Source organism: Stenotrophomonas rhizophila, from assembly GCF_003751305.1.
In the GTDB taxonomy this organism is placed as follows: Bacteria; Pseudomonadota; Gammaproteobacteria; order Xanthomonadales; family Xanthomonadaceae; genus Stenotrophomonas; species Stenotrophomonas rhizophila_B.
In genome coordinates this window covers 406818-429221 of sequence record NZ_RJKV01000002.1, presented here as the reverse complement: position 1 = coordinate 429221, position 22404 = coordinate 406818, and the positions used below count along the sequence as shown (strand labels likewise).

General features: G+C 67.1%; 19 protein-coding genes. 11 read left to right on the top strand and 8 right to left on the bottom strand.

The genetic code is table 11. From position 1 onward, the window contains the following. Nucleotides 1-299: 299 nt before the first annotated feature. Both rpoD and dtd read right to left on the bottom strand, forming a co-directional pair. Nucleotides 300-2147 (bottom strand): RNA polymerase sigma factor RpoD, encoded by a 1848-nt coding sequence (gene rpoD, locus EDF74_RS10475; protein ID WP_123730073.1) that lies wholly within the window; start codon nucleotides 2145-2147, stop codon nucleotides 300-302. Between the two features lie 90 nt (nucleotides 2148-2237). Beyond that, complete coding sequence (gene dtd, locus EDF74_RS10470) at nucleotides 2238-2678, bottom strand: D-aminoacyl-tRNA deacylase (RefSeq protein ID WP_123730072.1); 441 nt, start codon at nucleotides 2676-2678, stop codon at nucleotides 2238-2240. Between the two features lie 85 nt (nucleotides 2679-2763). On the opposite strand from dtd, the gene EDF74_RS10465 reads away from it, so the two are divergent. From EDF74_RS10465 to EDF74_RS10450, 4 genes are all read left to right on the top strand, one after another. After that, complete coding sequence (locus EDF74_RS10465) at nucleotides 2764-3681, top strand: lauroyl acyltransferase (RefSeq protein ID WP_123730071.1); 918 nt, start codon at nucleotides 2764-2766, stop codon at nucleotides 3679-3681. A gap of 89 nt (nucleotides 3682-3770) precedes the next feature. Further along, nucleotides 3771-4883, top strand: a complete 1113-nt coding sequence (gene ribA / locus EDF74_RS10460; protein ID WP_123730070.1) for a GTP cyclohydrolase II RibA — start codon at nucleotides 3771-3773, stop codon at nucleotides 4881-4883. A 158-nt stretch (nucleotides 4884-5041) separates the two neighbouring features. Beyond that, nucleotides 5042-5494 carry a PH domain-containing protein gene (locus EDF74_RS10455; protein ID WP_123730852.1) on the top strand — a complete coding sequence of 151 codons (453 nt, stop codon included), beginning with the start codon at nucleotides 5042-5044 and terminating at the stop codon, nucleotides 5492-5494. Further along, entirely contained in the window at nucleotides 5491-7008 is a 1518-nt protein-coding gene (locus tag EDF74_RS10450; protein ID WP_123730069.1) for a PH domain-containing protein, read from the top strand. Before EDF74_RS10455 ends, EDF74_RS10450 begins: the two co-directional genes overlap by 4 nt. 85 nt (nucleotides 7009-7093) lie before the next feature. Here EDF74_RS10450 and EDF74_RS10445 read toward each other — a convergent pair whose 3' ends face one another. Further along, the gene (locus EDF74_RS10445) at nucleotides 7094-8152 is read right to left on the bottom strand and encodes a CDP-glycerol glycerophosphotransferase family protein (RefSeq protein ID WP_123730068.1); all 1059 of its coding nucleotides are present in this window, start codon (nucleotides 8150-8152) and stop codon (nucleotides 7094-7096) included. Here EDF74_RS10445 and EDF74_RS10440 point away from each other — a divergent pair. Next, a complete protein-coding gene (locus EDF74_RS10440) occupies nucleotides 8151-8969 on the top strand; it encodes a glycosyltransferase family 2 protein (RefSeq protein ID WP_123730067.1) in 819 nt (272 codons plus the stop codon). The genes EDF74_RS10445 and EDF74_RS10440 overlap by 2 nt on opposite strands. On the opposite strand, the gene EDF74_RS10435 is transcribed toward EDF74_RS10440, so the two are convergent. The 5 genes from EDF74_RS10435 to def form a co-directional block, all read right to left on the bottom strand. Continuing rightward, nucleotides 8954-10255 (bottom strand): O-antigen ligase family protein, encoded by a 1302-nt coding sequence (locus EDF74_RS10435; RefSeq protein ID WP_123730066.1) that lies wholly within the window; start codon nucleotides 10253-10255, stop codon nucleotides 8954-8956. The two genes, EDF74_RS10440 and EDF74_RS10435, sit on opposite strands and share 16 nt — an antisense overlap. Before the next feature lie 36 nt (nucleotides 10256-10291). Next, nucleotides 10292-12013 (bottom strand): ArnT family glycosyltransferase, encoded by a 1722-nt coding sequence (locus tag EDF74_RS10430; RefSeq protein WP_123730065.1) that lies wholly within the window; start codon nucleotides 12011-12013, stop codon nucleotides 10292-10294. Nucleotides 12014-12039: 26 nt separating this feature from the next. After that, entirely contained in the window at nucleotides 12040-13383 is a 1344-nt protein-coding gene (gene rsmB, locus EDF74_RS10425) for a 16S rRNA (cytosine(967)-C(5))-methyltransferase RsmB (protein ID WP_123730851.1), read from the bottom strand. Nucleotide 13384: 1 nt separating this feature from the next. Then, complete coding sequence (fmt, locus tag EDF74_RS10420; protein WP_123730064.1) at nucleotides 13385-14308, bottom strand: methionyl-tRNA formyltransferase; 924 nt, start codon at nucleotides 14306-14308, stop codon at nucleotides 13385-13387. Nucleotides 14309-14407: 99 nt separating this feature from the next. Next, on the bottom strand, nucleotides 14408-14920 hold the full coding sequence (gene def, locus EDF74_RS10415) for a peptide deformylase (RefSeq protein WP_123730063.1): 513 nt from the start codon (nucleotides 14918-14920) through the stop codon (nucleotides 14408-14410). Nucleotides 14921-15046: 126 nt separating this feature from the next. Between def and EDF74_RS10410 the strand changes: the two genes are divergently transcribed. The 6 genes from EDF74_RS10410 to EDF74_RS10385 all read left to right on the top strand — a co-directional run bounded on the left by EDF74_RS10410 (nucleotide 15047) and on the right by EDF74_RS10385 (nucleotide 22346). Next, nucleotides 15047-16177, top strand: coding sequence for a LysM peptidoglycan-binding domain-containing protein (locus EDF74_RS10410; protein ID WP_123730062.1), 1131 nt, complete (start codon nucleotides 15047-15049; stop codon nucleotides 16175-16177). A 74-nt stretch (nucleotides 16178-16251) separates the two neighbouring features. Then, the gene (gene dprA, locus EDF74_RS10405; protein WP_123730061.1) at nucleotides 16252-17391 is read left to right on the top strand and encodes a DNA-processing protein DprA; all 1140 of its coding nucleotides are present in this window, start codon (nucleotides 16252-16254) and stop codon (nucleotides 17389-17391) included. A 42-nt stretch (nucleotides 17392-17433) separates the two neighbouring features. Beyond that, nucleotides 17434-17907: a DUF494 family protein gene (locus EDF74_RS10400; protein ID WP_088433666.1), complete on the top strand. Its 474-nt coding sequence runs from the start codon at nucleotides 17434-17436 to the stop codon at nucleotides 17905-17907. 38 nt (nucleotides 17908-17945) lie between these two features. After that, nucleotides 17946-18695, top strand: coding sequence for a pilin (locus EDF74_RS10395; protein ID WP_123730060.1), 750 nt, complete (start codon nucleotides 17946-17948; stop codon nucleotides 18693-18695). A 45-nt stretch (nucleotides 18696-18740) separates the two neighbouring features. Next, a complete protein-coding gene (locus EDF74_RS10390) occupies nucleotides 18741-19649 on the top strand; it encodes an RDD family protein (RefSeq protein WP_123730059.1) in 909 nt (302 codons plus the stop codon). A gap of 195 nt (nucleotides 19650-19844) precedes the next feature. Further along, nucleotides 19845-22346, top strand: a complete 2502-nt coding sequence (locus tag EDF74_RS10385; RefSeq protein WP_123730058.1) for a DNA topoisomerase I — start codon at nucleotides 19845-19847, stop codon at nucleotides 22344-22346. Nucleotides 22347-22404: the final 58 nt, after the last annotated feature.

The following is a 22404-nucleotide window of genomic DNA, read 5'->3' as shown; positions in this document are numbered from 1 at the left end:
GGACGAGTTAAGTTACGAGTCTATACGCCAATCTTCGGCGAAGCGCAACCCAATTAAACATATAAGCCATTGATTGAAATAACATCACCCCTCAGAACACCGAGAAAAAATCCGTAATTAAGTTACGAAAAACGCAACGAAATCACAAAATCAGCTTAGCGATCCCAACCCCGTCGAACACCCCTCCATCCGCTGCGCCGCCGCTAGGCTCGAGTACACCACGCGGCGCCACCCGCCCCAAAAAACAAACCCCGCTTGCGCGGGGTCTGTCGGGTTTCAACGCGATGCGCCGGTATCGATCAATCGATATCCAGGAAGCTGCGCAGCTGCTCGGACCGGCTCGGGTGACGCAGCTTGCGCAGCGCCTTCGCTTCGATCTGGCGGATACGCTCGCGGGTGACGTCGAACTGCTTGCCCACTTCCTCGAGGGTGTGGTCAGTGTTCATGTCGATGCCGAAGCGCATGCGCAGCACCTTGGCTTCCCTCGGGGTGAGGCCGGCCAGCACGTCACGCACGGTTTCAGACAAGTTGATGTTGGTGGTGTTCTCGATCGGGGACTCCACGTTGGTGTCCTCGATGAAGTCGCCCAGATGGGAATCCTCGTCGTCGCCGATCGGGGTTTCCATCGAGATCGGCTCCTTGGCGATCTTCATCACCTTGCGGATCTTGTCTTCCGGCATGTCCATTTCCTTGGCCAGCTCCTCCGGCGTAGCCTCGCGGCCGTACTGCTGGAGCATCTGACGGGAAATGCGGTTCAACTTGTTGATCGTTTCGATCATGTGCACCGGAATACGGATGGTGCGCGCCTGATCGGCGATCGAACGGGTGATGGCCTGGCGGATCCACCAGGTCGCATACGTGGAGAACTTGTAACCACGGCGGTATTCGAACTTGTCCACGGCCTTCATCAGGCCGATGTTGCCTTCCTGGATCAGATCGAGGAACTGCAGGCCGCGGTTGGTGTACTTCTTGGCGATCGAGATGACCAGGCGCAGGTTCGCTTCGACCATTTCCTTCTTGGCCTTGCGTGCACGCGCTTCACCGTAGGCCATGGCGCGGCTGATTTCCTTCAGCTCGTCCAGTTCCAGCCAGGTGGTTTTCTCGATGTCGATCGTCGCCTGCTGTTCGGAGATGATCTGATCCTTCACGTCACGCAGGGCCGAGGACCACTTCTGCTTGCGCTTCAGTGCGTCTTCCACCCACTCCAGGTTGGTCTGGTTGCCTTCCCACGAGCGGATGAAGTCCTTGCGCGGCATGCGCGCGGTCACGGTCGCCAGGTTCAGCACGCGGCGTTCGTGGGACTTGATCGAGGCCATGACGTCGCGCAGCTGCTTGACCAGCACATCGGTCAGCGGCAACGGCAGCTTCAGGGTCACGAACACGGCGGCCATGTCGTCGCGCAGCTTGGCCAGCGGCTTGCGGTCGCCCTTGGCAGCGGCCTTCTTGAACGCGGTGTACGCATCGCTCAGGGCCTGCATGCGGCGCGCGACTTCTTCCGGATCCGGACCGGTCGGGCCGGCCTCTTCCTCGACGTCGTCGCCGTCATCTTCTTCATCGGCGTCGTCGTCAGCGTCGTCACTGGTGTCTTCGGCCACGGCCGGGGCCGGGACTTCTTCGACCAGATCGTTGAAGCCGACGATCACTTCGGCCAGGCGCTTCTTGCCTTCCTTGTGCGCGTCGTAGTCGGCCAGCAGCGATTCCACCGATACCGGGAAGGTACCGAGTGCGGCCTGGACCTGGCCCAGACCTTCTTCGATGCGCTTGGCGATGGCGATTTCGCCTTCGCGGGTCAGCAGCTCGACGGTACCCATTTCGCGCATGTACATGCGCACCGGGTCGGTGGTGCGGCCACCTTCGGTGTCGAGCGCGCTCAGCGCGGCGGCAGCTTCTTCGGCCGCGGTGTCATCGACTTCGCGGTTGCCGGTGTTGCCATCGTTGAGCAACAGGGTTTCTGCATCGGGCGCAACTTCATGGACATCAATGCCCATGCCGTTGATCATGCCGATGATATCTTCGATCTGCTCCGGGTCGACGATGTCGTCGGGCAGATGGTCATTGACTTCGGCGTAGGTCAGGTAGCCCTGTTCCAGGCCCTTGCTGATCAGAAGCTTGATGTCGTTTTGCTGGGCAGGACGTTCGTTGGCCATGTAGTGCTCGCGCCACCGGCTGGGAGAGGGAATAGAACCTAGCATTATACCAGCCCGGCGCCCCGCGTTCCCGGGCGGTGGTCCCGGGGGCTAGGGTCTGAGCAGGAAGGTCACGGGACCATCGTTGACCAGGCTGACAACCATATGGGCACCAAACTGGCCGGTTTCCACCCCCGGCGCGTGTTTTTGTCTGCAGATATCGACCAGCCGGTTGAATCCGCGTTCAGCCTCCGCCGGCGGCGCGGCGTTACTGAAGCCCGGCCGCATCCCACTGGATGTATCGGCCGCCAGGGTGAATTGGCTGACCAGCAGCAATCCGCCACCGGTATCACGCAGGGACCGGTTCATCTTTCCGGCCTCATCGCCAAACACACGGTAACCAAGCAGGCGATCGGCCATCCGGGCGATCTGGGCCTCGCTGTCGCCCGGTTCCATGCCCACCAGGGCCAGCAGGCCGGAGCCGATCTGGCCGATGACCGCCCCCTCGACACGGACGCTGGCTTCGCTGACGCGCTGGATCAGGACAAGCATGGACAAGGCTCCGCAACTGAAGGCGGCCTACCTTAACGTGCCCGCGCGCCGACAGGCAGGCCGCCAGCGGCTAGACTTTGCAGTGATGAAACCGCACACCACTGCCCGCCTGGCCTACCGCGCCGCTGCCCTGTTCACCCGCCTGCCCTGGTCCTGGCTGCGTGCCTTCGCCTCCGTCCTGGCCTGGCTGTGGATCCGTCTCAATGCCCGTGAGAGCCGCGTCACCCGCCGCAACCTCGAGCTGGCCTACCCCGACATGGGCGAGGCCGAGCGCACCGTGCTCCACCGCGAGGTGCTGCGCTCGACCGCGCTGCAGGCCATCGAGACCCTGCGCCTGTGGACCCAGCCGCGCGAACGCAATCTCGCGCGGTTGACCGAGCGTCACGGCGAGGCGCTGTACGACGCCGCCCTGGCCGCCGGCAAAGGCGTGATCGTGGCGGCACCGCATTACGGCAACTGGGAGCTGCTCAACCAGTGGCTGGCCTCGCGCGGGCCGATCGCGATCGTCTACAAGGCGCCGGATGAGGAAGTGGGCGATGCCTTCCTGCAGCTGGTCCGCGGCGGCGACAACGTGCAGCAGGTGCGCGCCGAGGGCCCGGCCGTGCGCCAGTTGTTCAAGGTCCTCAAGGACGGCGGCGCCACCGGCATCCTGCCCGACCAGCAGCCCAAGGCCGGCGACGGGGTGTTCGCCCCCTTCTTCGGGGTGGAGGCGCTGACCATGACCCTGGTCAACCGGCTGGCCGACCGCACCGGCGCAACCGTGCTGTACGGCTGGTGCGAGCGGATCGGCCCGGGCATGGAGTTCGCCCTGCATATTGAAGCGACCCCGACGGCCGTGGCCGATCCGGACCCGCGCACCGCGGCCACCGCCCTCAATGCCGGGATCGAACGCATCGCCCGGCGCGATCCGGCGCAGTATCAGTGGACCTACAAGCGCTATACGCTGCGCCCACCGCAGAGCGGTGAAGACGATCCCTATGCCACCGAGGACCATCCGCACTGACTGCGACGCAGCGTCGCGCCCCTGGTGCGATTGAATCGCCGCGATCCGTCCCCACTGTGGAAACCACGATGTCCCCCACGGCCCCAGACATGTCCTCTGCTTCTTCCCTGTTCGGCGACCCGGCCGCGATCCGTTGCGAGCGCGCGGTGGCCGAACTGCGTGCCGGCCGTCCGGTGGTGATCGACGATGGCCAGGGCCAGCGCCTGGCTTTCATCGCGCTGGACAGCAGTACCCGCACCAGCTTCACCGCCTTTGCCGCGGCCGCGGAAGATCGCCACTACCTGTTCCTCACCGCCACCCGCGCCCGTGTGCTCGGGGTGAGCGCCGATCGGGGCGCGCGCGTGCCGCTGGCCGGCATCGACTTCGATGCCCTGCCCTCGCTCAGCTACCTGCGCGACCCCGGTGCGATGCCCCCGGGCTGGACCGGTGGCGAAGCGCTGGACGATGGCGCGGTGGAAATCGCCCGCCTCGGCCTGCTGCTGCCGGCGATGGTCGGCGTGCTGCTGGCCGCCGATGACCGCCGCTTCGACGACTGCGCGCAGGTCTCGCTGTGCGACCTGAGTCAGGGCGCCGAGCAGGCCGCGCATGCGTATGAACTGGTGGCCCGCTCGCCGGTGCCGCTGCGCGAGGTCGGCATGACCGAATTCGCGGTGTTCCGCGGCGGCGTGGCCCAGCGTGACCAGGTCGCCATCATCGTGGGCACCCCGGATCTGTCCGCCGTGGTGCCGGTTCGCGTGCACTCCTCCTGCCTGACCGGTGATCTGTTCGGCTCGCTCAAGTGCGACTGCGGCGACCAGCTGCGGCGCGGCCTGCGCAAGCTCAAGGACCTCGGCGGCGGCGTGCTGCTGTACCTGGACCAGGAAGGCCGCGGCACCGGTATCGCCGCGAAGATGCGCGCCTACGGTTACCAGCACGACGGTCTGGACACGATCGACGCCGATGCACAGCTTGGCTTCGGTGCCGACGAGCGCCGCTACGGCAGTGCCGTGGCGATGCTGCAGGGCCTGGGCGTCAGCCGTGTGCAGCTGCTCAGCAACAACCCGACCAAGGCCCAGCGCCTGCGCAATGCCGGCATTGACGTGGTCGACTGCGTGCCGGTCACCGGCGACATCACCGCCGAGAACGAGCAGTACCTGCGCACCAAGGCCGAACGCGCCGGCCACCTGCTCGATGTGGACGCACTGATCCAGGCCGCGCAATAGCCCACGGCAACCTGCTACCGTCTGCGCCACGGGCGGTTGCACCTGTACGCATGCGCCCGGTCCGTTTTCCAGCCGAGCGCCTTGCCTTGTCCGAACTTCTCGACACTCCCGTGCCGCCGCCCTTGCCGCTGTTGCCGGCCGCCCCCGACTGGCAGGCGATGCCCCTGCGTTCGGCCTCGCTGGCCGCGTTCGGTGGTGCGATCGCCGGCGCACTCCTGCTGGGTGGCGTGCTCGGCGCGCTGTGGGTGGTGTTCGATCTGCCGGGACGCTGGTGGGGCGCAACCGGCATGGTCGTGCTCGGCGCGCTGATCGGTGCGGCCCTCGCGTTTCGCCGCCAGCGCCGCACGTATTGGCGGCTGGATGCGCAGGGCCTTGGCTTGCGCCGCGACCTGCTCTGGCAGAACGAAACCCGTGTACCGACCTCGCGCGTGCAGCACCTGGATCTGCGCCGTGGCCCGATCGAACGCAGTGCCGGCTTGAGCACGCTGGTCGTGCATACCGCCGGCAGCCGCTTCAGTGCGGTCACGCTCAGTGGGCTGGACAGCGCCGATGCCGAGCGCCTGCGCGACACCCTTGCGCACCAGCTGGACCAGGACGACGACGCACTGTGAGTACCCCGCCGCCGCTTGATGCCGCGCCGGAGCAGCGGCTGCATCCCTGGTCATGGCTGTTCGTGCTGCTGATGCAGTTGCGTCAGGGCCTGGTACCGCTGATCGCGCTGGTGGTGTTCGGCCAGCGCGGCGACCGCGATGAGCTGTGGCTGTCACTCGGCCCGGTGATCGCCGTGGTGGCGCTGGTTGCGTACTCGGTGCTGCAGTACCTCACCTATCGCTATCGGATCGGCGCGTCGGCCATCACCGTGCGCAGCGGGGTGTTCGCGCGCAATCGTCGCGAGATCCCCTTCGCCCGCATCCACAACGTGGTGGTCCACCAGAACCCGTTGCACCGCCTGTTCGGCGTGGCCGAGCTGAAGCTGGAATCGGCCGGCGGCCATCGCCCCGAAGCGGAAATGCGGGTGCTCAAACTGGATCAGGCGCTGGCACTGGAGCGCCTGGTACGCCAGCGCGGTCAGGCAGTGCCGGCCACGGCCGAGGGCGACGCCGCTGCGGCCGAACCGGCCGAGGATGTGCTGCTCGCCTTGAACCCGGGCGAGGTGGTCCGTATCGGCCTGCTGTCCAACCGCGGCTGGGTCGTGGTGGTGGCAGTGCTGGGCGCGATGGTGCAGTTGTTCCCGCGTGGCAGCGTCTCCGATGTGATCGAGGCCGGCGGTCGGCAGGCCTTCGGGTATGCCAGCCACCTGCACCCCGGGATGTGGCTGTGGACCATTGCCGCGGTGGTCGCCGTGGTGGGCTTCTGGGTGATGCTGCGGGTGTTGTCGGTGGTGCTCGCGCTGCTGCGCTATTACGGCTTCCGGCTCAGTGAGCACGAGCGCCGGCTGACCGTGGCCAGTGGGCTTCTGACCCGCATGCGCACCAGCGTGGCGCGGCGCCGGATCCAGGCCTGGACGTTGCGCGAGAGTGCGCTGCAGCGCTGGTTCCAGCGCCGGCAACTGCGTATCGATATCGCTGCCGGCAACCCCGGCGAAGGTGAGCGGCGTGACCTGCGCGAGCTGGCGCCGCTGGCGACGCCGGCCGTCTGCGATGGGCTGGTCCAGCATCTGCTGCCGCACCTGCAGTGGCCGCCAGCGCGCTGGCAGCCGGTGCAGATGCGCGGCTGGTGGCGGCTGTGCCTGGCCGCGCTGTGCATCGTTCCGTTGCTGACGGCGGCGGCGATCTGGTACGGCGGGCCGTGGGGCGCGGTGTTGCTGCTTTGGCTGCCGTGGTCGGCGTTCCGCGCGCACCGGCAGATGGCGCGCATCGGCTATCACCTGGATGACGACTACGTCGCCGTGCGCGGCGGCTGGTGGCAGCGCTGGTGGCGCTTTGCCGAACTGGACAAGCTGCAGGCGCTGCGCCTGACCCGCTCGCCGCTGGACCGCCGGCTGGGCACCGCCAGCGTATGGCTGGATACCGCGGGTGCAGGCATGGGCACGCCGCTGGTGCTGCAGTACCTGCCGGAAGCGGAGGCGCGTGCGGTGTACCAACAGTTGGGCCGCGCGTTGGCGAAGCGTCGCCTGCGCTGGTAGGAGCGCATCCACGCAGCCTCACTATCCCGGTAGTGCCGGCCGCTGGCCGGCTGCTCGCAATCTGGCAGGAATCGCGACCGCAGTCTTACCGCTTCGCCGGCCCCCAATACCCGAGCTCCTTGCGGATCTGCAGACCACGCGTCCACGCACCGAACGGTTTGCGCTTGAGCGTGCCGAGTTCACCGGACAGGAAATCCTCGGTCGCCGCGATCACCCGCTCGGCCGAATACCCATCGCGGAACGGATGGATGGTATCGGCGTAGCGCCGGATTTCGGCCATCAACGCCGGGGTGGGATTCAACGCCTGGGCCAGCATCGCCGGCAGTTGGGTGGCATCGTCGAAATCGATCATGTGCGGCTGCGGAACCCGGTTACGGAAGGTCACCACCGGTTTGTGCTGCACGATGAACTCGGAGACGATCGAGGACGTATCCGAGACCAGCACATCGGCGGCGCGCTGCGCGGCCATCACCTGTTCCGGCTCGATGAAGCGCGCATGCGGGCCTGCCAGCGCGCGGTAACGGTCGAACAGCTCCGGGGCGCACTTGGGGTGCAGGGTCAGCAGCCAGTAGTGCTCGCCACGGGCGATATCGGCCGCGATCTGCTCGTACAGATGCGGCGCGGCGCTCAGCCGCTCGGTGAAGGTCGAGCCGAACAGGATCACCGGGCGGCCCTGTGCCGGCACGCGCAGTCCCGCGCTCAGGCCACCGTCATCGCGGAACAGCGGATCGAGCTTGGGCCAGCCGGTCTCGGCCACGGCGAAGTGGCCCTCGCGCGCGGCCAGCTCGCGGAACGGGGTGGTCGTGGCCGGGCCCTGCGTGCAGTACAGATCGAACAGGCCGCGCACCCGGAAGTGGCCGCGGGCACTGTCGCGCTTCTGCACGTTGAAGCCGTGGAAGACCTGCACCTTGGCCCCGGCAATGAACGGCGGCACCCAGTTGGCGGCGCTGAACACCGCGCGCGGACGTAGTGCCAGCGCGTCTTTCAGGCCTGCATTGGGCACGCCGGGCAGCGACGCGCCAGCGGCGCCATCGGCGAACCAGGCCGACACCGATTGACCGGATGCGTGCAACGCCTGCGCCAGAGGGGCGAGAATGGGCAGCGCATAACGCTCCGTCGCAAACAGCAGGTACTCGGCCATCATGTCCTCCTCGACCGCTCCCACTGAACGGCCTCGCATTTCGGCCTGCATTATCGCGTTCAATGAAGCCGACCGCATCGGCGATTGTCTGGCCTCGCTGGCCTTCTGCGATGAGATCATCGTGGTGGACTCGCAGTCCACCGATGCCACGGTGGCGATCGCGACCGCCGCCGGGGCGCGGGTGCTGCAACGTCCGTTCGATGGTTTCCGCAGCCAGAAAGCGTTCTGCGTCGAGCAGGCCGCGCATGACTGGGTGCTGTGCCTGGACGCCGACGAGCGCATCAGCGACACCCTGCGCGAGGCGATCCTGTCCGCCCAGGCCAACGGTTTCGCCGGCCACCACGGCTACCGGTTCGCACGGCTTTCCGAGTATTTCGGCAAATTCCTGAAGCATGGCAACGCCTACCCGGACCGGGTCCTGCGCCTGTTCGACCGCCGCCATGGCGGCTGGCGCGGCAAGCGTGAGATCCATGAGGCGGCCAGCGTCGATGGCGCGGTGGGTACCCTGCCCGGCGATCTGATCCATTACCCCTACCGCTCGCTGGAGCAGCAGCTGCTCAAGACCCAGCGCTACGCACGGATGATGGCCGAACACGAGTTCGCGCGCGGCAAGCGCGCCACCCTGCCCAAGCTGATCCTTGCCCCGGCGTGGCGGTTCTGGCGCGGACTGTTGTTCCGCGGCGGCTTCCGCGATGGCTGGCACGGGCTGGTGTATGCCTATGTGCGCGCCAACTACGTACGCCAGAAGACCATCATGCTGTGGATGCTGCAGAACGGGCAGCCGGTGACCGATCCGCCACGGGATCAGCCAGGCGCCTGAGCCCTGGCCTGTGCCAACTCCACCCGGCGGGTATGGCCCTGAACGATCGACAGTCCGGCCAGCAGCCCGACGATGGTGACGTAGAAGCTGGCCGTGATCTGGTGCGCGAACATCGACTGGGTGATCCCGCACAGCACATAGGTCACCACCACCATGATTCCGGCGGCCGCCGGACCACGGAAGGCCTGCTCGCCGCTGCGCCGGTGCAGGCCGGTGAACACCCACAGCGGCACGCCATAGATGGCCAGCAGCAACAGCAGGCCAGGTGCACCCTGGGTCGCGGCCCACTCGGCCAGATCGTTGTGCGCATGGCCCAGATGGCAGCGCAGCTCACCCGGATCGTCGCGGCAGACCGGCAGCCGCTGCATGGCACTGTCGAAATGGCCGATGCCCACGCCGGTCAGCGGATGGTCGAGGAAGGTGTCATAGGCCACCTGCAGGCGCTCCAGCCGCGCACCGGCCGAGGAATCGCTGTCACCGCGCTCCATCCGCACCACGTCATGCTTGAGCTCGGTCAGGCGGACCTGCTCACGCAGGCTCGGGATGGTCAGGGTCAAGGTACCGGCGATCGCCACCAACGCCAGCAGCACGCCCAATCGAGCAGGCCCGGTACGCCAGCGCAGGCTCATCGCCATGACCACCAGCAACGCCAGCAGGGCCAACCAGACACCCCGGCTGCCGCTGAGCACGATGGTGACGCAGCCGGCGACCATGCCCACGATCACCCATGTCCAACGTTTGTGTGGCCGGCAGAACACCACCAGCACCATGAGCACCAGCACGATGTCGGCCAGTACGATGGCGTTGGTACTGAGGTCGGCACGCGGCGCGCCGCCGGCCACCTGCAGGATCGACAGGACCATGGTGCCGAGAAGACCGGCCAGCGCCCCGCTCCACAGCCAGCGGATGTCCGGCCGCAGTGCACAGACCCACAGGGCGATCCAGGGGATCACCACGAACCGCGAGCGGTTGTCGATATCGCGCAGACCCTGCTCGAACAGATAGATCGAGAGCAGTGCAAAGGCAATCGCTGCCACCACCAGCCAGGTCAAGGCCTTCACCGGCCGCCCGGCCAGGCTACGCGCGCGCCACAGGTAGTCCGGCGCCAGCAGCGTGCTCAGCAGCAACAGGATGCCGTAGGGCAGCAGGTTCTGCGGCAGCGTCAACACCAGCGCCGGCATGCAGAACAGGCCCACGGTGGCGATCCAATGCGCCACCCCGGCGCGCCCCTGCAGCAGCGGCAGGGAGGCAGGCGCGGCCGGCCCGGATGCGGGGGAGAACGTCATTGCCAACCTCGATTGCCACACGCAGGATTGCAGAAATCACTCATCGCCATCGATCCGGTGCAGCGCGCGTTCGCGTGCCTGTTCCTCGGCACTGGCCACGCACGGGCCATGGATATCACCCGGCCTTACCAACCACCAACGCCGACGGTTGGCCACGCCGGCCAGTTCGGCGCTGGTACGGTCCACGCAGGCCAGCAGCGCATCCTCCTGCACTAGGAGCCAGCGCTGCTGCGGCTGTTCCGCCTGCCAGGCAACGCCATCGGCGAGCTGCCGGTCCCAGCGCCGGTTGAAGCCGAAGGTTGCCGCGTTACGGTCCGCCATCAGCAGGTTCTGTTCTTTCCAGGCCACCAGACCGAGCTCGGCATCAGGGCCGATGCGCTCGCCGACCTGATGCATCAGGCCACGCGCGGAGCTGGAGTCGTTGAACAGGGGATAGCCGATCAGCCCGAACGCCACCCAGGCCATGGTCAGGGTGGCCACCACCGCCAGATGGAAGCGCCGCACCCCGGCCACGCACAAGGTGAGCACGGCCCAGCAGCCCAACGCGACCGCGACCCAGCCCAGGCCCGAGGTCACCGCGGTATCGATGCCACGGTCGAGGATGAGTTTGCGCTCGAAGCCCGGCTGGCCCATCAGCATCGAGATGCCGATGCCCAGCAGGCCGGTCGCCAGCAGCGCCACGAAGCCGCCCAGCAGCCACTGGAAGGCGCGCTTGCGCAGCAGCCCCGGCAACAGCGGCGCCAACGCCAGGCAGAACATGGGCAACGCCGGCAGGATGTAGACATCACGCTTGCCGTTGGGGATCGAGAAGAACAGCACGATCAGCAGCCACCACACCAACGGCAGCAGGTAGCGCGCATCGCGCCGCTGCAGGCGCCGGCGCCAGGCCGGGATCGCCCAGGGAATCGCCAGGAAGGCCGGGATCCACATCGACGGCATCGTGCCCAGGAAGTACCACCACGGCTGGTGGTGATCCCAGGATTGCGCATAGCGCTTGGCGGTCTGCCGGAACAGGATGTCATCCAGATAGGCGCGGTACTCGGTCGAGCCGCTGCCCAGCGCGGTCACCACCATGGGAACCAGCCACAGGGCGATCGCCAGCAGAAACGCCAGCGGCCCGGCCCAGAACCGCCAGTCGCGGATGTGCAGCTTGACCCGCGGCCAGCCCAGCAGCGATGCCACCGCGGCCGGCACGATCATCAGCAGCGCGATCACCCCCACGCCCTTGGTGATCACCCCCAGGCCGGCAGCGAACCAGCCCAGCCACCACCATCGCCACGCCGGCCCACTGAGCAGGTGCCGCAGCAGGCCGTAGTTGGCCAGGGTGATGAAGAACACCACCAGGGGGTCGATCTGGGCTTTCTTGGACTGGAAAGTGAAGTGCAGCGCGAACAGCAGCGCCCACGCCGCGTACAACCCGACCCGCCGTGTCCACAGGCGGCGGCCGAGATCATAGACGCAGGCCAGCGTCCCCAGCGCGGCCAGCAACGAGGGCAACAGGAACGCCACGCGCCAATCGCCGATCAGCGTGTACAGCGTCGCCTGCGACCACATCAGCATGGGCGGCTTGTCCGAATACAGCTCGGTGCCGCGATGCGGGAACAGCCAGTCGCCGCTCTCCACCATCTGCTTGGCGACCAGCGCAAAGCGTGGCTCATCGGACGGCCACGGATCACGCATGCCCAGGCCAGCCCCCAGAACGAGCAGGGCCATCAGGGCAAGCAGCCAGAACTCTCGGGATGCGCGGTTTTTTAGCATGGGGCGGAATTCTAGCCGGGTTCGGATCAGCCCTTCTTTAACAGACGCGCATAGAAGAAGCCGTCAGCACCGTTCTCACCCGGCAGGCGCTGGCGCCCGGCCCAGGAATCATGGCCATACGCCTCGCCCAGCGGCAGGAATCCCGCATCACGGGTGCGCTGCAGGAAGGCTTCGACCTGGAACTGGTTTTCATCGCGCAGGATCGAGCATGTCGCATACAGCAGGGTTCCGCCCGGGGTAAGCATCGTCCAGCAGGCATCCAGCAGGCGTGCCTGCAGGGCCATCAGTGCCTCGATGTCGGTCGCGCGGCGATGCGCCAGCACATCCGGCTGGCGGCGGATGATGCCGGTGGCCGAACAGGGGGCGTCGAGCAGGATGGTGTCGAACAACTGCCCGTCCCACCAGCTGGCAGGATCGGTCGCGTCACCCGCGAGCACCTTCGCATGCTGGCCCACGCCGGTACGCACGAACGTTTCGCTGATGCGCTTGAGCCGGCGCGCGTCGATATCCAACGCCAGCAGCTGCAGGGTGGGATCGCGCTCCAGCAGGTGTGCGGCCTTGCCGCCCGGTGCGGCGCAGGCATCAAGCACCCGCGACCCCGGGCGCGGCGCAAGCGCATCGGCCACCTGCTGGGCAGACAGATCCTGCACCGACAGCGCGCCATCGGCGAAGCCCGGCAGCGCGGACACGGCTACCGGCACCGGCAGACAGATCGCGTCGGCACCCATGCTCGATGGCTCGGCCGCGATACCGGCTGCCTCCAACTGCTGCAACATCGCATCGCGGCTGCTGTGCTGGCGGTTGACCCGCAGCCACAGCGGCGCGGCCTGCAGGCTGGCACTGAACACGGCATCGGCCTCCTCCGGCCAATCCTGTTCGATCTTCTCAGCCATCCACAGCGGGAAGGCATCGCGCGCCGGCAGCGGCGGAATGCCTTCGCGCTGGGCGCGGCGCAGCAGTGCATTGACCATGCCGGCCTGGCGATCACGGCCCATCGCGCGGGCAGCGTCGACCGTGGCCGAGAGCGCGGCGTGCGCCGGCAGCTCCAGCGCGTCGAGCTGGGCGAAGCCGACCAGCAGCAGCGCGCGCAGTTCGTCTTCGCGCACACTCAGTGGCCGCGGCATCCATTGCGCCAGTGCGGCGTCATACGCGGCGCGGCGACGCAGCACGGCAAAGCACAGCGCCTCCAGCAGCGCGCGGTCGCGGCTGTCGTCCAGGGTCGGCAGTGCGGTGGCCAGTTCGGCCTTGAGCGAACGGCCGCGGCCGATCACCTGGGCCAGCACGCGCGCGGCCAGCACGCGGGTCGGCACGCCGGGGGCGGTATGGGCGGTGTAGGGGCCTGCAGGCTTGCTGGAACGCGCGTTGGTCATCTCAGGCACCCACGCCGAGATCACGACGGGCATTGAGGTAGTCGGCGGCGGTGATCGCCTTGCCGCCCTCACGCTGCAGCACACGCAGGCGCAGCGCCCCCTGGCCGCAGGCGATGTCGATGCCGTCGCGCGAGGCGGCCAGCAGTGTGCCCGGGGCCTTGCCCTGGTTGTCCTCCAGCGCGATCGCACCATGGATGCGGACGCGCTCGCCGGCCAATGTCGCCTCGGCGATCGGCCACGGGTTGAAGGCGCGCACGGTACGGGCCAGCGCCTGGGCATCATCGGACCAGTCCAGGCGGGCTTCGGCCTTGTCCAGCTTGTGCGCGTAGGTGACGCCCGCCTCGGGCTGCGGCTGCGCGATCGGCTTGATGCCGGCACGCAGCAGGCCCAGGCCATCGGACAGCACCTGCTCACCCAACGCGGCCAGGCGGTCGTGCAGCTGACCGCCGGTGTCGTTGGCGCCGATCGCGATGTGCTGCTTGAGCAGCACCGGGCCGGTGTCCAGCCCCGCTTCCATCTGCATCAGGCACACGCCGGTCTCGGAATCGCCGGCCTGGATCGCACGCTGGATCGGCGCGGCACCGCGCCAGCGCGGCAACAGGGAGGCATGCACGTTCCAGCAGCCATGGGTCGGGATCGCCAGCACGGCCTTGGGCAGGATCAGACCATAGGCCACCACCACCATCAGATCCGGCTGCAGGGCGCGCAGCTGCTGCTGGGCTTCGGGGGTCTTGAGGCTTTCCGGCTGGAACACCGGGATGCCGCGTGCGATCGCTTCCAGCTTGACCGGCGATGGCGCCAGGCCACGGCCACGCCCTGCGGGACGATCAGGCTGCGTGTACACCGCGACCACTTCATGGTGGCGGGCTGCGGCACGCAGCGAGGACACGGCGAACGCCGGCGTACCGGCAAAGACAATCTTCATGGCGACCCCACTAACAGAACGTAAAACGGCGCCGATGTCCGGCGCCGCGCGACAGCACACGTCGCGCGGTCAACCCGCGCGGCGGTCGCTGCAATCACCTCAGGCAACGTGCTTGCGCAGCTTGGCCAGCTTCTTGCGCACCATCTCGCGCTTGAGCGGCGAGAGGTAATCAATGAACAGCTTGCCGTCCAGGTGGTCCATCTCGTGCTGCACGCACACGGCGAGCACGCCGTCGGTGGTCAGTTCCTGGGCCACGCCGTGGCGATCCAGGTAGCGCACGGTGATCTGGTTGGCGCGGGTGACGTCGGCAAAGATGCCCGGCACCGACAGGCAGCCTTCCTGATAGACCTGGCCCCCTTCGTTGGCGACGATCTCCGGGTTGATGAACACCATCGGGGTGTCCTTCTCCTCACTGACGTCGATCACCATGAAACGCTTGTGCACGTCGACCTGGCTGGCGGCCAGGCCGATGCCCGGAGCGTCGTACATGGTCTGGAACATGTCATCGATCAGGGTCTGGAACGCCGGCGTGGTCACGTCGGCGGCATCCATCAACGCGGCCTTGGTGCGCAGGCGCGGATCGGGAAATTCGAGAATGGGCAGGAGAGCCATGGCAAATACCGGTAGGGGGCGCCGGTCGAAGCGGCGTACAGGGCGATTCTATCGCCAACGCTTGCCCCGCGCCCCGGTTTCTGGACTATAGTGCGCGAACCTGTTGGGGAATCAGGCACCACATCTATGTTTGAACGAACTCGTACGGTCGTCGCCGTAGCGATGCTGACCGTCGCTACCTATGCTACCGCCGTGGAAATGAATGGCGGGCACCCGGATACCTATGTCGTGCGCAAAGGGGACACGCTGTGGGACATCTCGGCGCGGTTCCTGCAGAAGCCCTGGCTGTGGCCGGAGATCTGGCAGGCCAACCCGCAGGTCAAGAATCCACACCTGATCTACCCGGGTGACGTGCTCAGCCTGGCCTATCTGGACCGCGTCGTGGCCCAGCCCGGCCCGCGCCAGGAGGCCCCGATCAACGGCGTCCCGCTGGAGCAGGTCGAGCCCTTCCTGAAGCAGCTCAGCGTGGTCGACGAGGTCAAGTCGCTGCCCTACGTGGTCAATCTGGAAGACAACCGCCTGCGCGCCACCACCGGCCAGACCGCCTATGTGCGGGGCCTGGAGAATGCGCAGGTCGGCCAGCGTTTCGCCGTGGTCCGCCCGACCGTGCAGTACGCCCTGCCCAAGCCGACTGAAGATCTGAACGCCCGTGGCGACACCACGCCTGGCAGCGGCAACGTCTGGAAGACCTTCATCGTGCCGAGCAAGCGCAACCAGACGCTGGGCTACGAGCTGGCCCAGATCAACGTCGGCACGGTGACCCGCGTCCAGAGCGGCGATGTCGAGGTGACCTCGGTCGTGCTGCAGGGCCAGGTCGATGGGCGCGAAGTCCGCGCCGGCGACCGGCTGGTGCCGGTCGAGGCCCGCCCCTACGACCTGCAGTTCGTGCCGCACGTTCCCGCCCCGCAGACCGCCGATCTGGATGTCCGGGTGCTGGCCGTGGCCGACACCTTCACCTCGGCCGGCCCGCGCGACGTGATCGCGATCTCCGCCGGCAGCGCCAACGGCGTGGACAACGGCACGGTGTTCTCGCTGTGGCGCCAGGGTCGTCACGTCGCGCACCGCATGGACTACCCGAACTCGTCACGCATGGACGATGCGCTGGTCAGCGGTGCCGGCCGGGTCACCCTGCCGGACGAGTACGCCGCCCATGCGATGGTGTTCCGCACCTTCGAGAACGTCAGCTACGCGCTGGTGATGGAAGGTGTGAAGCCGGTCAAGGTCGGTTATTCGGCACTGCATCCCGATAAGCAGTAAGCGCGGCAGAATCTGACGTTGCACTCCGACGGCGCCCTAGGGCGCCGTCCTCGTTTGCGTCCCAGGCTGTCGGGATGCCGATTCCCTGCGTTGCCTCGTCCACCGCCCTGCTCACCCTGGTCCTGGCCGGCGGTGCCCTGCCACCCCGCCTGCGCCTGCTGCGGGCGTTTCCGGATGCGGGGGCCGCGCTTCGGGCCGGGCCGAGCGCATGGCGTGCGGCCGGCTGTACTCCTGTCCAGTGCGCCCGCCTGGCCCTGCCGGACGTGGTTTACCTGAAGCACGCACTGGCGTGGCTGGCCGACCAGCGCCATCACCTGCTGGGCCTGACCGATCCCGACTACCCGGCCCTGCTGGCCCAGATCGAGGAACCGCCCCTGGCCCTGTTCGTGGATGGGGAGCCGGCCCGGCTCTGGCACCCCGCCGTGGCCGTGGTCGGCAGCCGCTCGCCGACCGCGGGGGGCCGTGAGCACGCGCAGGCATTTGCCATGGCCCTGGCCCGCGACGGCTGGTCGGTGGTGAGCGGGCTGGCAACCGGTGTGGACGCGCAGGCCCATGACGGCGCACTCCAGGTGCCCGGCGGGATGACCGTCGCCGTGGTGGCCACCGGCCTGGAGCAGACCTATCCGCGCCAACATGCCGCCCTGCATGCCCGCATCGCGGCGAACGGGGCGGTGGTGAGCGAATATCCGCCGGGCATGCCGGCCATCCAGGCGCACTTTCCCGCGCGCAACCGGATCATTGCCGGGCTCAGCCTGGGCACCCTGGTGATCGAGGCCGCCCAGCGCTCCGGCGCCCTGATCACCGCCCGCTGCGCCGCCGAGGCCGGGCGGGAGGTGTTCGCCCTGCCCGGCTCGATCCGCAACGCGCGTGCCCGCGGCTGCCACCGCCTGATCCGCCAGGGGGCGGCGCTGGTGGAAGAACCGGCCGAGGTAACCGCCGGGCTGACCGCCCTGGCCCAGACCCTGGCCGGGGCCTTGCGAACCCGGCTGGACGCCCCCACTGAACAGGCACGACCGGCGCCCGGGCGCGCGCCCTCCTACACCGACCCGGACTACCAGTGCTTGTGGAAAGCCCTGGATGACGACCCAACGGGTATGGATTCCTTGATCCAGCGCAGCGGATTGACGGCGGCTCAGCTGTCGGCCATGCTGCTGGTCATGGAACTGGATGGAAAGGTAATGGCCGCCTATGGTCGCTACTGTCGAAAACCCTAGTTTCTTCACCTCCACAGCGTCGTTGACGCAGGCCGAGGGGCAATGAAAGAGAGCATTCTGGATGTCCTGCTGTACCTGTTCGAACACTATTTCAGCGAAGACGCGGATCTCATCCGCGACCGCGACTCCCTCCAGAACGGCCTGATCCAGGCCGGCTTCAGCCCCACCGAGATCAACAAGGCCTTCGATTGGCTGGACGCGCTCGCCGAGCAGCGCCCGGCCGTGGTGCTGGGCCGCGTCAATGGCCCGGTACGGATTTTCCATGGGCCCGAGCTGGACAAGCTCGACGTGGAAGGCCGTGGCTTTTTGATGTTCCTGGAGCAGCACGGCATCCTCGATGCCAGCCAGCGCGAGCTGGTGCTGGACCGTGCGATGGCGCTGGACCAGGACGAACTGGACCTGGACGACCTCAAATGGGTCGTGCTGATGGTGCTGTTCAACCAGCCCGGTGCCGAAGCCGCCTATGCCTGGATGGAAACCCAGATGTTCGTGGACGAACCGGAACCGCTCCACTGACCTTACACTGAGCGCCTTGCGCATTCAGGAGCGGGCCGGTGGACCAGTGGTTCTTTGCAGAAGGAAACAGTCAGCAGCGCGGTCCGCTGCCTGCTGACGAGTTGATCGCGCTCTACCGTTCCAGCCGCATCGCGCTGGATACGCTGGTGTGGCGCGACGGCATGGCGCAGTGGCAGCCCTTGGAATCCGTGGCGGCCGAGATCGGTCTGGACATCGCTCCTGCCACCGAGGCGGTGGAGGCGATCACGCCTGATCCCGCTGTCCCGCCGGCACTGCCTGCCGCGCCCGTCGCGCCCATCACGCCCGCTCCGAGCATCGACCCTACCGCCGTGCCGCCGCCCCGCAAGGGCCTGAGCGGCTGTGCGATCGTGGGCATCATCGCGGCTGTGTTCGCCGTGCTGGTGCTGATCGTCGGCGGCGTGCTTGCGGTGCTGGCGGTACCGGCATACCGCGAGTATGTCGCTCGTAGCAAGACCACCGAGGCGATCGCCACGCTGGCCCCGATCAAGTCCGCCGTGGCCGAGTTCGCCAGCGAACATGGCCGCTGCCCGGTCAACGATGACGAGGGCTTCCAGCCAGCCGAAAGCTACGCCGCCGGTGCCGTCGGCGCCGTGCGGATCGGCCGTTTCGACAATGGCCACTGCGGCGTGGAAGCCGAACTGACCGTACCCGGCAGCACCTCGCTGGACGGCAAGCTGCTGTGGCTGGATTACGACGGTGAGCAGCAGCACTGGGAATGCAGCGGCGAGCCCGACGACACGTACCTGCCGCAGGATTGCCGCGGCTGATAACGGACAGATGTCCATGGATGCACCCAACAGGGGATTGAAGCAATGACTGAGTGGTATTTCGCCGATGGCCAGGAACGTCAGGGACCGCTGAGCGCAGACGACATGCGCCAGCGCTTCCAGCGGGGTGAGATCACCCTGACCACGCTGGTGTGGCGGGAAGGGTTCGCGCAGTGGGCACCGCTGTCCGAGGCCGTCGATGAGCTGCAGCTGCAGCATCTGGCCAGTACGGCCAGCACGGTCGGCAGTGGCATCGACCTGCGCGGCGATTACACCGCCATCGACAACGGCACTGCGCCACTGCCGGGCACCGGCGGTGGTACCTACTCGCCGTACACCGCGCCTGCCGCGGCCACCGGCTATGCCAACACCGCCGTGGTCAGTGGCCAGGAGGTGGTCTATGCCGGCTTCTGGAAACGTTACGCCGCCTACTTCATCGACTACATCCTGCTGACCGTGGTCACCCTGCCGCTGAGCATGATCATCAACGTGATGGGCGTCAGCTCGGGCAACGAGGGCGTCCAGGTCGCGCTGACGCTGGTGGTGATGCTGCTCAGCATGGTGATCAGCATCGGCTATTACGCCGGCTTCCACGCCTCGCGCGGTGGCGCCACGCTGGGCAAGATGGCCGTCGGCATCAAGGTCGTGCGCGGCAATGGCGAGCGGATCAGCTTCCTGCGGGCCTTCTGCCGCTACCTGGCCACCATCGTGAGCAGCCTGATCCTGATGATCGGTTTCATCATGGCCGCCTTCACCGAGCGCAAGCAGGCGCTGCACGACATGATGTGCGACACCCTGGTGGTCGACAAGTGGGCCTTCACCGAGCATCCGGAGCTGCAGCAGCGCGGCCTGGGCACGGTCACCATCGTGATCCTGGTCATCGCCGCACTGGCCGTGGTGGCCCTGTTCGGCGTGATGCTGGCCATGATCGGCGTGATCGCCTCGATGTCCTGATCCAGGCAATCCTCACACCCGGCCGCTTGACACAAGCGGCCCCGGCGTGATTCCACTAATAGGCAAGAAAGCTGAACGCCCGGCCCACCCCCGGGCGTTCGGTTTATGTATATCGCCCGCGCCGCTTCACTAATGCGGCCATTTGCTCCACCCTAGCGGCCCTCCCCGGGGCCCTGCCCATAGAATCCTGACGCCATGCCCAAGCACCTGCTCATCGTCGAATCGCCCGCCAAGGCCAAGACGATCAACAAATACCTCGGCAAGGACTTCACTGTCCTGGCCTCGTATGGGCATGTGCGTGACCTGGTGCCCAAGGAAGGCGCGGTCGACCCCGACAACAACTTCGCGATGCGGTACGACCTCATCGAGAAGAACGAAAAGCACGTCGATGCCATCGTCAAGGCCGCCAAAGGCGCCGACGACATCTTCCTGGCGACCGATCCGGATCGCGAGGGTGAAGCGATCAGCTGGCACATCGCCGAAATCCTGAAGGAACGCGGGCTGGTCAAGGACAAGCCGATGCAGCGCGTGGTCTTCACCGAGATCACCCCGCGCGCCATCAAGGAAGCGATGGGCCACCCGCGCGAGATCGCCGGCGACCTGGTCGATGCCCAGCAGGCGCGCCGCGCGCTGGACTACCTGGTCGGCTTCAACCTGTCCCCGGTGCTGTGGCGCAAGGTGCAGCGCGGTCTGTCCGCCGGCCGCGTGCAGAGCCCGGCACTGCGCATGATCGTCGAGCGCGAAGAAGAGATCGAAGCCTTCATCGCCCGCGAGTACTGGAGCATCGATGCGCTGTGCGCGCATCCCTCGCAGCACTTCAATGCGCGCCTGATCAAGCTGGACGGGCAGAAGTTCGAACAGTTCACCGTGACCGACGGCGACACCGCCGAAGCCGCGCGCATGCGCATCCAGCAGGCCGCCCAGGGCGCCCTGCACGTCACTGATGTGGTCAGCAAGGAGCGCAAGCGCCGCCCGGCACCGCCGTTCACCACCTCCACGCTGCAGCAGGAAGCCTCGCGCAAGCTCGGTTTCACTACGCGCAAGACCATGCAGGTCGCGCAGAAGCTGTATGAAGGCATGGCGATCGGTGAAGAAGAAGGCACCGTCGGCCTGATCTCGTACATGCGTACCGACTCGGTGAACCTCTCGCAGGATGCGCTGGCTGAAATCCGCGACGTGATCGCACGCGATTACGGCATCGGCTCGCTGCCGGACCAGCCGAACACCTACCAGACCAAATCCAAGAACGCCCAGGAAGCGCACGAAGCCGTGCGTCCGACCTCGGCGCTGCGCACCCCAGCCCAGGTGGCGCGCTTCCTCACCGACGACGAGCGCAAGCTGTACGAGCTGATCTGGAAGCGCGCCGTCGCCTGCCAGATGATCCCGGCCACGCTCAACACCGTCAGCGTGGACCTGTCGGCCGGCAGCGAGCACGTGTTCCGCGCCAGCGGTACCACCGTGGTCGTGCCCGGCTTCCTGGCCGTGTACGAGGAAGGCAAGGACAACAAGAGTGCCGAGGACGACGATGAAGGCCGCAAGCTGCCGGCGATGAAGCCCGGCGACCGCGTGCCGCTCGAGCGCATCCTGGCCGAACAGCACTTCACCCAGCCGCCGCCGCGCTTCACCGAAGCGGCACTGGTCAAGGCGCTCGAGGAGTACGGCATCGGCCGCCCCTCGACCTACGCTTCGATCATCCAGACCCTGCTGTTCCGCAAGTACGTGGAGATGGAAGGCCGCAGCTTCCGCCCGTCCGACGTCGGCCGTGCAGTGTCCAAGTTCCTGTCCAGCCACTTCACCCAGTACGTGGATTACGACTTCACCGCCAAGCTCGAAGATGAGCTCGATGCGGTGTCGCGTGGCGAGGAAGACTGGATCCCGCTGATGGCGCGGTTCTGGGAACCCTTCCACAAGCTGGTCGGCGAAAAGAACGAATCGGTCGACCGCGCCGAGGCCAGTGGCGCGCGCGAGCTCGGCACCGATCCCAAGACCGGCAAGCCGGTCAGCGTGCGCCTGGGCCGTTTCGGGCCGTACGCGGCGATCGGCAGCACCGCCGAGGACGCCGAGGACAAGCCCAAGTTCGCCTCGCTGCGCCCCGGCCAGTCGATGCACACCATCTCCCTGGAAGACGCGCTGGAGCTGTTCCTGATGCCGCGTGCGCTCGGCCAGGACAAGGAGGAGGACGTCAGCGTCGGCATCGGTCGCTTCGGTCCGTTCGCCAAGCGTGGCAGCACCTATGCCTCGCTGAAGAAGGAAGACGACCCGTACACCATCGATCTGGCCCGCGCCGTGTTCCTGATCGAAGAGAAGGAAGAGATCGCGCGCAACCGGATCATCAAGGAGTTCGAGGGCAGCGAAATCCAGGTGCTGAACGGTCGGTTCGGCCCGTACATCAGCGACGGCAAGATGAACGGCAAGATCCCGAAGGATCGTGAGCCCGCCTCGTTGACCCTGGCCGAAGTGCAGAAGTTGATGGAAGACACCGGCAAGCCGGTGCGCAAGGGCTTCGGCAAGAAGGCCGCCAAGAAGGTCGTGGCCAAGAAGGCACCGGCCAAGAAAGCGGCCACTGGCGACGCGACCAAGAAGACCGCCACCAAGAAGGCCGCGGTGAAGAAGGTCGCCAAGAAGGCCACGGCAAAGAAGGCAACCAAAAAGGTGGCCAAGAAAGCCGTGAAGAAGGCCGTCAAAAAGGCCTCCTGATCGCCTTGGTTGACCCCTCCCGCCACGGCGGGAGGATAATGCGGGCCATGCATCCGGC